Source organism: Enterobacter sp. JUb54 (assembly GCF_014298075.1).
Taxonomy (GTDB): domain Bacteria; phylum Pseudomonadota; class Gammaproteobacteria; order Enterobacterales; family Enterobacteriaceae; genus Klebsiella; species Klebsiella lignicola.
In genome coordinates, this window is the sequence record NZ_CP060418.1 from 3,944,839 (window position 1) to 3,956,902 (window position 12,064).

The 12,064-nt window shown below is 52.8% G+C and carries 8 protein-coding genes, 1 tRNA gene and 3 rRNA genes; 4 read left to right on the forward strand and 8 right to left on the reverse strand.

What is annotated here, in order from left to right:
- Positions 1-2: 2 nt before the first annotated feature.
- From dsbA to HF679_RS18175, 3 genes are all read right to left on the reverse strand, one after another.
- Complete coding sequence (gene dsbA / locus HF679_RS18165; protein ID WP_123758063.1) at positions 3-626, reverse strand: thiol:disulfide interchange protein DsbA; 624 nt, start codon at positions 624-626, stop codon at positions 3-5.
- Positions 627-653: 27 nt separating this feature from the next.
- Entirely contained in the window at positions 654-1,640 is a 987-nt protein-coding gene (locus HF679_RS18170; protein WP_123758064.1) for a serine/threonine protein kinase, read from the reverse strand.
- Positions 1,641-1,715: 75 nt separating this feature from the next.
- The gene (locus tag HF679_RS18175) at positions 1,716-1,985 is read right to left on the reverse strand and encodes a YihD family protein (RefSeq protein WP_123758065.1); all 270 of its coding nucleotides are present in this window, start codon (positions 1,983-1,985) and stop codon (positions 1,716-1,718) included.
- A 71-nt stretch (positions 1,986-2,056) separates the two neighbouring features.
- Between HF679_RS18175 and mobA the strand changes: the two genes are divergently transcribed.
- The gene (gene mobA / locus HF679_RS18180; RefSeq protein ID WP_187042272.1) at positions 2,057-2,638 is read left to right on the forward strand and encodes a molybdenum cofactor guanylyltransferase MobA; all 582 of its coding nucleotides are present in this window, start codon (positions 2,057-2,059) and stop codon (positions 2,636-2,638) included.
- The gene (mobB, locus tag HF679_RS18185; protein ID WP_123758067.1) at positions 2,635-3,135 is read left to right on the forward strand and encodes a molybdopterin-guanine dinucleotide biosynthesis protein MobB; all 501 of its coding nucleotides are present in this window, start codon (positions 2,635-2,637) and stop codon (positions 3,133-3,135) included. Before mobA ends, mobB begins: the two co-directional genes overlap by 4 nt.
- 299 nt (positions 3,136-3,434) lie before the next feature.
- Here mobB and rrf read toward each other — a convergent pair.
- From rrf to HF679_RS18205, 4 genes are all read right to left on the reverse strand, one after another.
- A 5S ribosomal RNA gene (gene rrf, locus HF679_RS18190) occupies positions 3,435-3,550 on the reverse strand.
- Between the two features lie 95 nt (positions 3,551-3,645).
- A 23S ribosomal RNA gene (locus HF679_RS18195) occupies positions 3,646-6,551 on the reverse strand.
- A 218-nt stretch (positions 6,552-6,769) separates the two neighbouring features.
- Positions 6,770-6,845: transfer RNA gene (locus HF679_RS18200), tRNA-Glu, on the reverse strand.
- 85 nt (positions 6,846-6,930) lie between these two features.
- Positions 6,931-8,470 (reverse strand): 16S ribosomal RNA (locus HF679_RS18205).
- Together the 16S, 23S and 5S rRNA genes with 1 tRNA gene alongside form the textbook arrangement of a ribosomal RNA operon.
- A gap of 499 nt (positions 8,471-8,969) precedes the next feature.
- On the opposite strand from HF679_RS18205, the gene HF679_RS18210 reads away from it, so the two are divergent.
- Both HF679_RS18210 and mdtD read left to right on the forward strand, forming a co-directional pair.
- Entirely contained in the window at positions 8,970-9,671 is a 702-nt protein-coding gene (locus HF679_RS18210) for a FadR/GntR family transcriptional regulator (RefSeq protein ID WP_123756951.1), read from the forward strand.
- Between the two features lie 12 nt (positions 9,672-9,683).
- Positions 9,684-11,081, forward strand: a complete 1,398-nt coding sequence (gene mdtD, locus HF679_RS18215; RefSeq protein WP_123756952.1) for a multidrug transporter subunit MdtD — start codon at positions 9,684-9,686, stop codon at positions 11,079-11,081.
- Here mdtD and rbsR read toward each other — a convergent pair.
- Positions 11,078-12,061, reverse strand: coding sequence for a ribose operon transcriptional repressor RbsR (gene rbsR / locus HF679_RS18220; RefSeq protein WP_174509669.1), 984 nt, complete (start codon positions 12,059-12,061; stop codon positions 11,078-11,080). The genes mdtD and rbsR overlap by 4 nt on opposite strands.
- Positions 12,062-12,064: the final 3 nt, after the last annotated feature.

The following is a 12,064-nucleotide window of genomic DNA, read 5'->3' on the forward strand; positions in this document are numbered from 1 at the left end:
TTTTACTTCTTCTCAACCAGTTGCTTAACGGTATCAGCATATTGGGCGACAAAGGCGTCCATATTGCTGGTATCCATCCCCTGCGGGTTCAGCTGGTATTTGCCGTTGACGTACATCGCCGGCACACCCTGCAACTGCAGGTCGGCAGCCGCTTTTTCCTGCTGAGCAACCAGGGATTTCACCACGAAGCTGTTCCATGCCGCATCGTAGTCTTCACCTTTCACACCAGCATCAACGAAGACTTTGCGAATATCGGCAACGGTCTGCACGGTCTGGGTTTTCTGTACCGCTTCGAACATCGGTACCGTTACCTTATCTTCAACGCCCAGCGCCATCGCCACAGCCCACGCCTGAGTTAAGTCTTTACCCAGCGGTCCGAGGAACTCAACGTGATATTTGGTCATTTTGACGCCTTCCGGCAGCTTTTTCTTCACGTTGTCAGAGACGTGCAGCACTTCTTCAAACTGATAGCAGTGCGGGCAGTAGAACGAGAAGAATTCGAGCACCTGAGGCTCACCGGCTACGGGCTTATCAAGGGTGATGTATTGCTTACCGTCGGTGATCTGGGCAGCGGATGCGCTGAAAGCCAGAATCATACCAGCCAGCGCCAGCCAAATTTTTTTCATGCTTACGTTTCTCCTGAAAATATCAAATTAATACATCGGCGTTAACTGAAGAGGGGGTTCTTGCAGAACCTTCACCTGCTCAAGAAAAGTTGCTGTCTGCCCGCGCCAGTAATCTTCCCCGGTTAGCCATGGGAAATTAATAGGGAAAGCAGGATCGTCCCACCGCCTGAGTAACCATGCCAGATAATAGACTAACCGCATGGCACGTAAAGGTTCGATAAGGGCAATTTCGTCCGAATTAAATGGACTGAATTCTTCATAAGCTTCGATGATCATCTCCAGCTGCATTCTCTGCTCGGCTTTATCACCGTTGAGCAGCATCCAGAGATCCTGAATTGCCGGCCCGCTGCGGGCATCATCTAAATCAACAAACAGTGGACCATCGCGCCAGAGGATGTTGCCGGCATGGCAATCGCCGTGCAGGCGCAGGACTTCCGCATTGCCGTGCCAGTGTGCCATTACGGCCGCAATAAGCTTGTCGGCAGCATGAAGAAAACTCTGCTTCAGGCCTGCGGGGATCAGCGTTGAGTGTTCAAATACCTCGCGCGGAGCAAGTAAATACTCATCCACGCCGATTTCCGGACGCGCGATAAATTTCTGCTTGCGCCCGGTCTGGTGCAAGCGCCCCAGATAGCGGCCGACAGACTCCATTTGGTCAAGGTTATCTGACTCAAACTGGCGCCCGCCTAAGCTTGGGAATACCGCAAAGTAGAAGCCCTGGTGTTGATGAAGCGTATTGTCGTTAAACAGTAGGGGCGCAGCGACGGGGACATCATCCTGCTTAAGCTGGAGGGTAAACTGGTGCTCTTCGATGATCTGTGCGGCAGACCAACGTTCAGGACGATAGAACTTCACCACATAGCGATGGCGGTCTTCGTCCTGAAACTGGTAAACGCGGTTTTCATAGCTGTTAAGCGGGGTGAGCCCGGAGTCCACCCGCATCCCCAGATCGAACAGGCCATCGATGATGGTATCCGGGTTAAGCGTCTGAAAATTGAAAGCCTTATCGTGCATCCTGACATCCGATAATCGTACGAATAGTTCAGGATATCATCTCATCAGCCGTTTCGTGGCAGCACTTACAACCTTTTACTCTTTAATCACGCCACGTGCGCGCAGTAAGGCCGTTTTGAAATCCTCTTCATAATCTTTCTGAATACCTGGGATCACCGCCTCTTTTGCCGAATCACGCATTTTCAGATGATAAATCAGAATATCGTCGGAAAGATCGGTCAGTTCGCCGTCATAACCGGCTTCTGTCGCCAGTTTCTGCAAGAATTGCATCAGGTTCAGTTCTGGTTCTTTCTGCCAGGCTGGCTGGAGGAGTTCAATTACTTCATTCAGGCGTTTACATTTCATGGTCATGCTCCTTACTCTTGATGAGGACACGTTAACAGGGTCAATCCCACAAAGAAAGAGGCGATATTGATATGCAAGGCGAGGTCATAACCGGCGTGGTGTTAGCGGGCGGAAGAGCCACGCGCATGGAGGGGGTGGATAAGGGCTTGCAGTTGCTCAACGGCAAACCTCTATGGCGCCATGTTGCAGACGCGCTTGCCCCTCAGGTAACAAACCTGGCCATCAGCGCCAACCGTCATCTCGATCGCTGGCACGCAAGCGGGTTCCCGGTTTATACCGACAATCTTTCCGGCTTCCCTGGCCCGCTGGCCGGAATGCTCTCCGTGATGCAGCAGACGGATAGCGAATGGTATCTCTTTTGTCCTTGCGATACGCCGTTTATACCTTCATTTTTGGTCGAGCGCTTTATACAGCACAAAGGTACCGCTCCGGTCCTCTGGGTGCATGATGGAGAACGCGATCATCCGGCGATAGCCCTGATGCATCGCCGCCTGATTGGCGAACTTGCTGCGTATCTTACCGCCGGCGAGCGACGGGTGATGGTGTTCATGCGCCAGAGCGGCGGACACCACGTTGATTTTAGCGATGTCAGATCGGCGTTTATTAACGTGAATACGCTTACCGATCTGCAGAACATGCAGGAGCCATCATGATCCCGGTTCTCGCCATTTCCGCCTGGAGCGGTACGGGTAAAACCACGTTATTAAAGAAGCTGATCCCTGCATTGTGTGCTGAAGGCCTGCGGCCGGGTTTAATTAAGCATACCCATCACAATATGGATGTCGATAAACCGGGTAAGGACAGCTACGAGCTACGTAAAGCGGGGGCCGCCCAAACGATTGTGGCCAGCTCAGAACGTTGGGCGCTGATGACCGAAACCCCGGATCAGCCAGAACTGGATTTACACTGGCTGGTCAGCAGGATGGATGCATCGACACTGGATGTGGTGCTGGTAGAAGGGTTTAAGCATGAACCGGTAGCGAAGATCCTGCTTTTTCGGCAAAACAGCGGACATGATGCAGCCGATCTTGTTGTGGATGAACATGTCATCGCGATAGCCAGTGATACGCAGATTGCGACTACGCTTCCGCAATTAGATTTGAACGATATTCCGCAGATCGTGGCATTTATTCAGCGGTGGCTAGCATAAACGCAAAAAGCCCATCCGTCAGGATGGGCTTCTGAGCTGTCTGATGGCCCGGAAACACCTTTCCCGGCTAAATCGCAGACAAAAACAAAAGGCCCAGTCTTTCGACTGAGCCCTTTGCTTTATTTGATGCCTGGCAGTTTATGGCGGGCTTTCCTGCCCGCCCCCCTCCGGGCCGTTGCTGCGCAACGTTCAAATTCGTTCCCGACGAATTTGTCCTGCTCAGGAGAGTGCTCACCGACAAACAACAGATAAACAAAAAAACCCCATGCTTTCGCATGAGGTTTTCTTGTTGATTTGATGCCTGGCAGTTCCCTACTCTCACATGGGGAGACCCCACACTACCATCGGCGCTACGGCGTTTCACTTCTGAGTTCGGCATGGGGTCAGGTGGGACCACCGCGCTATCGCCGCCAGGCAAATTCTGTTATCAACACGTCTTAAAGACATATTGACTAATCTGTATCAGGCTGAAAATCTTCTCTCTAATCACCAAAACAGCTTTGGCGTTGTAAGGTTAAGCCTCACGGTTCATTAGTATCGGTTAGCTCAACGTATCGCTACGCTTACACACCCGACCTATCAACGTCGTAGTCTTCAACGTTCCTTCAGGACTCTCAAGGAGTCAGGGAGAACTCATCTCGGGGCAAGTTTCGTGCTTAGATGCTTTCAGCACTTATCTTTTCCGCATTTAGCTACCGGGCAATGCCATTGGCATGACAACCCGAACACCAGTGATGCGTCCACTCCGGTCCTCTCGTACTAGGAGCAGCCCCCCTCAATTCTCCAGCGCCCACGGCAGATAGGGACCGAACTGTCTCACGACGTTCTAAACCCAGCTCGCGTACCACTTTAAACGGCGAACAGCCGTACCCTTGGGACCTACTTCAGCCCCAGGATGTGATGAGCCGACATCGAGGTGCCAAACACCGCCGTCGATATGAACTCTTGGGCGGTATCAGCCTGTTATCCCCGGAGTACCTTTTATCCGTTGAGCGATGGCCCTTCCATTCAGAACCACCGGATCACTATGACCTGCTTTCGCACCTGCTCGCGCCGTCACGCTCGCAGTCAAGCTAGCTTATGCCATTGCACTAACCTCCTGATGTCCGACCAGGATTAGCTAACCTTCGTGCTCCTCCGTTACTCTTTGGGAGGAGACCGCCCCAGTCAAACTACCCACCAGACACTGTCCGCAACCCGGATCACGGGTCTACGTTAGAACATCAAACATTAAAGGGTGGTATTTCAAGGTTGGCTCCACGCAGACTGGCGTCCACGCTTCAAAGCCTCCCACCTATCCTACACATCAAGGCTCAATGTTCAGTGTCAAGCTATAGTAAAGGTTCACGGGGTCTTTCCGTCTTGCCGCGGGTACACTGCATCTTCACAGCGAGTTCAATTTCACTGAGTCTCGGGTGGAGACAGCCTGGCCATCATTACGCCATTCGTGCAGGTCGGAACTTACCCGACAAGGAATTTCGCTACCTTAGGACCGTTATAGTTACGGCCGCCGTTTACCGGGGCTTCGATCAAGAGCTTCTCCTTACGGATAACCCCATCAATTAACCTTCCGGCACCGGGCAGGCGTCACACCGTATACGTCCACTTTCGTGTTTGCACAGTGCTGTGTTTTTAATAAACAGTTGCAGCCAGCTGGTATCTTCGACTGATTTCAGCTCCATGAGCAAGTCACTTCACTTACCATCAGCGTGCCTTCTCCCGAAGTTACGGCACCATTTTGCCTAGTTCCTTCACCCGAGTTCTCTCAAGCGCCTTGGTATTCTCTACCTGACCACCTGTGTCGGTTTGGGGTACGATTTGATGTTACCTGATGCTTAGAGGCTTTTCCTGGAAGCAGGGCATTTGTTACTTCAGCACCGTAGTGCCTCGTCATCACACCTCAGCGTTAACAAGAGTCCGGATTTACCTAAACTCTCCGCCTACATGCTTAAACCGGGACAACCGTCGCCCGGCTAACATAGCCTTCTCCGTCCCCCCTTCGCAGTAACACCGAGTACAGGAATATTAACCTGTTTCCCATCGACTACGCCTTTCGGCCTCGCCTTAGGGGTCGACTCACCCTGCCCCGATTAACGTTGGACAGGAACCCTTGGTCTTCCGGCGAGCGGGCTTTTCACCCGCTTTATCGTTACTTATGTCAGCATTCGCACTTCTGATACCTCCAGCAACCCTCACAGGCCACCTTCAACGGCTTACAGAACGCTCCCCTACCCAACAACACATAGTGTCGCTGCCGCAGCTTCGGTGCACAGTTTAGCCCCGTTACATCTTCCGCGCAGGCCGACTCGACCAGTGAGCTATTACGCTTTCTTTAAATGATGGCTGCTTCTAAGCCAACATCCTGGCTGTCTGTGCCTTCCCACATCGTTTCCCACTTAACTGTGACTTTGGGACCTTAGCTGGCGGTCTGGGTTGTTTCCCTCTTCACGACGGACGTTAGCACCCGCCGTGTGTCTCCCGTGATAACATTCTTCGGTATTCGTAGTTTGCATCGGGTTGGTAAGTCGGGATGACCCCCTAGCCGAAACAGTGCTCTACCCCCGAAGATGAGTTCACGAGGCGCTACCTAAATAGCTTTCGGGGAGAACCAGCTATCTCCCGGTTTGATTGGCCTTTCACCCCCAGCCACAAGTCATCCGCTAATTTTTCAACATTAGTCGGTTCGGTCCTCCAGTTAGTGTTACCCAACCTTCAACCTGCCCATGGCTAGATCACCGGGTTTCGGGTCTATACCCTGCAACTTAACGCCCAGTTAAGACTCGGTTTCCCTGCGGCTCCCCTATACGGTTAACCTTGCTACAGAATATAAGTCGCTGACCCATTATACAAAAGGTACGCAGTCACCTAACAAGTAGGCTCCCACTGCTTGTACGTACACGGTTTCAGGTTCTTTTTCACTCCCCTCGCCGGGGTTCTTTTCGCCTTTCCCTCACGGTACTGGTTCACTATCGGTCAGTCAGGAGTATTTAGCCTTGGAGGATGGTCCCCCCATATTCAGACAGGATACCACGTGTCCCGCCCTACTCTTCGAGTTCACAACGTGTGCATTTTAGTGTACGGGGCTATCACCCTGTACCGCCGGACTTTCCAGACCGTTCCACTAACACACGCGCTGATTCAGACTCTGGGCTCCTCCCCGTTCGCTCGCCGCTACTGGGGGAATCTCGGTTGATTTCTTTTCCTCGGGGTACTTAGATGTTTCAGTTCCCCCGGTTCGCTTCGTTAAGCTATGTATTCACTTAACGATAGTGTGTCGAAACACACTGGGTTTCCCCATTCGGAAATCGCCGGTTATAACGGTTCATATCACCTTACCGACGCTTATCGCAGATTAGCACGTCCTTCATCGCCTCTGACTGCCAGGGCATCCACCGTGTACGCTTAGTCGCTTAACCTCACAACCCGAAGCTGTTTCGTAAAACAGTCCGCATTGCGAAAATTTGAGAGACTCGAACACACCATTTTTCCTTTCTTATTACGGAGAAAGGAAACAGTGTGTCGTTTCAATTTTCAGCTTGATCCAGATTTTTAAAGAGCAAATATCTCAAACGTGATTCCGGAGAACCAGTTTTGAGATATTGAGGTCGGCGACTTTCACTCACAAACCAGCAAGTGGCGTCCCCTAGGGGATTCGAACCCCTGTTACCGCCGTGAAAGGGCGGTGTCCTGGGCCTCTAGACGAAGGGGACACTGAAGTCTCAATCGCAAGACGCCTTGCTATTTACTTTTCATCAGACAATCTGTGTGGACACTACAAAGGCAGGTTCTTTCAGGTAAGGAGGTGATCCAACCGCAGGTTCCCCTACGGTTACCTTGTTACGACTTCACCCCAGTCATGAATCACAAAGTGGTAAGCGCCCTCCCGAAGGTTAAGCTACCTACTTCTTTTGCAACCCACTCCCATGGTGTGACGGGCGGTGTGTACAAGGCCCGGGAACGTATTCACCGTAGCATTCTGATCTACGATTACTAGCGATTCCGACTTCATGGAGTCGAGTTGCAGACTCCAATCCGGACTACGACATACTTTATGAGGTCCGCTTGCTCTCGCGAGGTCGCTTCTCTTTGTATATGCCATTGTAGCACGTGTGTAGCCCTACTCGTAAGGGCCATGATGACTTGACGTCATCCCCACCTTCCTCCAGTTTATCACTGGCAGTCTCCTTTGAGTTCCCGGCCGAACCGCTGGCAACAAAGGATAAGGGTTGCGCTCGTTGCGGGACTTAACCCAACATTTCACAACACGAGCTGACGACAGCCATGCAGCACCTGTCTCAGAGTTCCCGAAGGCACCAAAGCATCTCTGCTAAGTTCTCTGGATGTCAAGAGTAGGTAAGGTTCTTCGCGTTGCATCGAATTAAACCACATGCTCCACCGCTTGTGCGGGCCCCCGTCAATTCATTTGAGTTTTAACCTTGCGGCCGTACTCCCCAGGCGGTCGACTTAACGCGTTAGCTCCGGAAGCCACTCCTCAAGGGAACAACCTCCAAGTCGACATCGTTTACAGCGTGGACTACCAGGGTATCTAATCCTGTTTGCTCCCCACGCTTTCGCACCTGAGCGTCAGTCTTTGTCCAGGGGGCCGCCTTCGCCACCGGTATTCCTCCAGATCTCTACGCATTTCACCGCTACACCTGGAATTCTACACCCCTCTACAAGACTCAAGCCTGCCAGTTTCAAATGCAGTTCCCAGGTTGAGCCCGGGGATTTCACATCTGACTTAACAGACCGCCTGCGTGCGCTTTACGCCCAGTAATTCCGATTAACGCTTGCACCCTCCGTATTACCGCGGCTGCTGGCACGGAGTTAGCCGGTGCTTCTTCTGCGAGTAACGTCAATCACTAAGGTTATTAACCTTAATGCCTTCCTCCTCGCTGAAAGTACTTTACAACCCGAAGGCCTTCTTCATACACGCGGCATGGCTGCATCAGGCTTGCGCCCATTGTGCAATATTCCCCACTGCTGCCTCCCGTAGGAGTCTGGACCGTGTCTCAGTTCCAGTGTGGCTGGTCATCCTCTCAGACCAGCTAGGGATCGTCGCCTAGGTGAGCCATTACCCCACCTACTAGCTAATCCCATCTGGGCACATCTGATGGCATGAGGCCCGAAGGTCCCCCACTTTGGTCTTGCGACGTTATGCGGTATTAGCTACCGTTTCCAGTAGTTATCCCCCTCCATCAGGCAGTTTCCCAGACATTACTCACCCGTCCGCCGCTCGTCACCCGAGAGCAAGCTCTCTGTGCTACCGCTCGACTTGCATGTGTTAGGCCTGCCGCCAGCGTTCAATCTGAGCCATGATCAAACTCTTCAATTTAAGTTTGACGCTCGTGTTTCTTTATTTCTAAAGAAAAGAACTTCGTAATGAATTACGTATGTTCACTCACTGAGACTTGGTATTCATTTTTCGTCCGAGGACGTTAAGAATCCATGTCACTTTGAGTGCCCACACAGATTGTCTGATAAATTGTTAAAGAGCAGTGCAACGCGGCTTTCGCTCACCGTTGCGAGGTCCCGTATAATACGTTTTCCTCATTCAGAGTCAAGCATTTGTTTTCGCTTTTCTCTGTCAGAATTTCCGGAGAAACCCTGCTGACCCGGCGGCTTGCTTGCCGTTGTTCCGTGTCAGTGGAGGCGCATTATAGGGAGTTCTGAGACGTTGACAAGCTCTGTTTTAAAAAAACTTTTCAACCGTCTTTTTTTTCACCAAAACGCTGCGTAACGTGGCAAAAAACCAGCGTTTTGCTGTTTTAACCAACGAAAGCGGCCGTCAGATGGCATACTGATACAGTAAAAAAGAGAAAGGAACGGCATTTATGTCATTAAGCGCACAGCAACTGGCGGCACAAAAGAACATCTCCTGGGTATTAGCGGAGAAACTGGCTCAAAAAATCCTGACCGGTGAATACCCGCCAGAAAGTATCCTTCCCGGCGAAATGGATCTCGGCGAGCAGTTCGGCGTCAGCCGTACCGCGGTACGAGAAGCGGTCAAGACGCTCACCGCAAAAGGAATGCTGCTGCCACGCCCGCGCATCGGCACCCGCGTCATGCCACGCAGTAGCTGGAACTTTCTCGACAAAGAGCTGCTGTCATGGTGGCTAACGGAAGATAATTTTGAAGACGTGGTCTCCCATTTCCTTGTCATGCGCAGCAGCCTGGAGCCACAAGCCTGTTTTCTGGCGGCGACAACAGGCAGCCCGGAACAAAAGGCTCAGCTCAATACCTTAATGGAAGAGATGGCGCAGTTAAAAAGACGTTTTCAGCGTGAACGCTGGATTGAAGTCGATATGGCCTGGCACGAACACATCTATGAGATGAGCGGGAATCCGTTCCTGATTTCCTTCGCCTCGCTGTTTCATTCGGTTTACCACACCTACTTTACTTCTATTACCCAGAATGAAGTGGTGAAGCTGGATCTCCACCAGGCTATCGTTGATGCCATTCAGGATAGCGACGGCCCGCGAGCGCTTAACGCCTGCCAGACGTTATTGAACGCACCACACCATTCAGGCAAATAACAAGGGTTTCGCATGACCGAAAAGAAAGGGCGTAGTATGGCCGGGCTGCCGTGGATTGCGGCAATGGCCTTTTTTATGCAGGCGCTTGATGCCACCATTCTGAACACCGCCCTTCCTGCCATCGCGCACAGTCTCAACCGTTCGCCGCTGGCCATGCAATCCGCCATCATCAGTTATACATTAACGGTCGCCATGCTTATCCCGGTCAGCGGATGGCTGGCTGACCGTTTCGGTACCCGCAAAGTCTTTATTATCGCCGTCGGCCTGTTTACGCTCGGTTCGCTGGCCTGCGCCCTTTCCAGCTCGTTGATGGAGCTGGTTATCTTTCGCGTTATTCAGGGGATCGGCGGCGCCATGATGATGCCGGTAGCGCGCCTGGCATTATTAAGAGCCTACCCGCGTAGCGAACTGCTGCCGGTACTGAACTTCGTCACCATGCCGGGACTGGTCGGCCCCATTCTTGGGCCAGTACTCGGTGGCGTGCTGGTGACCTGGGCCAGTTGGCACTGGATTTTCCTCATTAATATCCCTATCGGCATTATCGGCATCCTCTACGCGCGTAAATATATGCCGGATTTCACCACCCCACGCCGTCGCTTCGATACCACCGGCTTCCTGCTGTTTGGTTTAAGCCTGGTACTGTTCTCCAGCGGCATCGAACTGTTCGGCGAGAAAATTGTAGCGACCTGGATTGCGCTTTCCGTCATCGCCCTGAGCGTCATATTACTGCTGGCCTATATCCGCCACGCGCGCCGCCACCCAACGCCGCTGATCTCGCTGTCATTATTTAAGACTCGTACCTTCTCGGTGGGGATTGCCGGAAACCTGGCAACGCGTCTGGGGACCGGCTGCGTGCCGTTTCTGATGCCGCTGATGCTGCAGGTCGGTTTTGGCTATCCGGCGATTGTCGCCGGCTGCATGATAGCCCCCACCGCCATCGGTTCGATTATCGCGAAATCGACCGTGACGCAGATTCTGCGATGGCTTGGTTACCGAAAAACGCTGGTTGGCGTGACGCTGTTTATTGGTGTGATGATCGCCCAGTTCTCATTCCAGTCGCCGGGCATGCCGATCTGGATGCTACTCCTGCCGCTGTTTGTGCTGGGGATGGCGATGTCGACCCAGTTCACCTCGATGAATACCATCACGCTGGCTGACCTGACCGATGACAACGCCAGTGGCGGTAATAGCCTGCTGGCCGTCACCCAGCAGTTATCGATTAGTCTCGGGGTCGCGATTAGTGCTGCCGTGCTGCGTTTTTATGAAGGGTTTGAGAGCGCCAATACCATCGAGCAGTTCCACTACACCTTTATTACGATGGGGGTGATTACCGTGGTATCAGCGCTGACATTTATGCTGTTAAAAGCCAAAGATGGCCGCAACCTGATAAAGGAACGGCACCAGCGTTAGACCGAGCCGCGAATCACCAGCTCCGGGGTCAGCTGAACGCGCTGCTGTTTCTGCCCCGGATCGGCCATACGATGAATCAGCACGTCGATGGCCAGCTCACCCAGCTCATCTTTGGGTTGATGAATAGTAGTCAGCGGCGGCGTCATGTAGCGCGCCAGTTCGATATCATCATACCCCACCAGCGCCATATCCTGCGGAATGCGCAGCCCGGCCTGATAAAGCGATTGATACGCGCCCACCGCCATCGCATCGTTGCCGACAAACACCGCCTGCGGCCGCTCGGGCAATGCCAGTAGCGCTTGCATGGCGCTAAATCCGCCGCCAAATTCAAAATCGCTGGTAATGACATAGCCTTCAGCCACGGTAAGTCCGGCGCGGGCCATCGCCGCATGGTATCCCTCCAGTCGCAGGCGCGACGGCGTTTTATCCAGCGGCCCTGCTATACAGGCAACCCGGGTATAGCCTTTATCAATTAAGTACTGCGTCGCCATATCGCCACCCAGCAACGAGTTATCCTGGATCAGATCGCTGTCGCCATCGAACGGCGCCCAGTCCATCATCACCGTCGGTACTGATGGGTAGCGCTGCATTATTTCTGGCGAAGGTTGGTGTGTTTCAGTACACAGCAGCAATAAGCCATCGACACGCTTTTGCATCAGCGTCTCAAGATTGCGGTTCATGCGCTGCTCATCGCCTTCGGTATTACACAGCACCAGGCTATAGCCGCGTTCAAAACAGCTGCGCTCGACGCCGCGCACCAGCTCCGAATAGAACGGGTTGGTACTGGCGGTGATCAGCATGCCAATCGTCCGGGTCTGGTTGAGTTTGAGGCTGCGCGCCAGCGCAGACGGCGCGTAGTTAAGATGTTTTATCGCTGCATCGACTTTGGCCGTGATCGCTTCGCTGACGAAGCGGTCTTTATTAATGACGTGAGACACTGTTGAAGTGGAAACGCCCGCTTCGCGGGCTACATCCTTCATGGT

Bases quoted from the DNA above. Each gene is read 5' to 3' on its own strand.
- rbsR (WP_174509669.1), bottom strand. From the start codon at position 12,061: ATGAAGGATGTAGCCCGCGAAGCGGGCGTTTCCACTTCAACAGTGTCT.
- HF679_RS18210 (WP_123756951.1), top strand. From the start codon at position 8,970: ATGTCATTAAGCGCACAGCAACTGGCGGCACAAAAGAACATCTCCTGG.
- mobA (WP_187042272.1), top strand. From the start codon at position 2,057: ATGCAAGGCGAGGTCATAACCGGCGTGGTGTTAGCGGGCGGAAGAGCC.
- mobB (WP_123758067.1), top strand. From the start codon at position 2,635: ATGATCCCGGTTCTCGCCATTTCCGCCTGGAGCGGTACGGGTAAAACC.
- HF679_RS18175 (WP_123758065.1), bottom strand. From the start codon at position 1,985: ATGAAATGTAAACGCCTGAATGAAGTAATTGAACTCCTCCAGCCAGCC.
- dsbA (WP_123758063.1), bottom strand. From the start codon at position 626: ATGAAAAAAATTTGGCTGGCGCTGGCTGGTATGATTCTGGCTTTCAGC.
- mdtD (WP_123756952.1), top strand. From the start codon at position 9,684: ATGACCGAAAAGAAAGGGCGTAGTATGGCCGGGCTGCCGTGGATTGCG.
- HF679_RS18170 (WP_123758064.1), bottom strand. From the start codon at position 1,640: ATGCACGATAAGGCTTTCAATTTTCAGACGCTTAACCCGGATACCATC.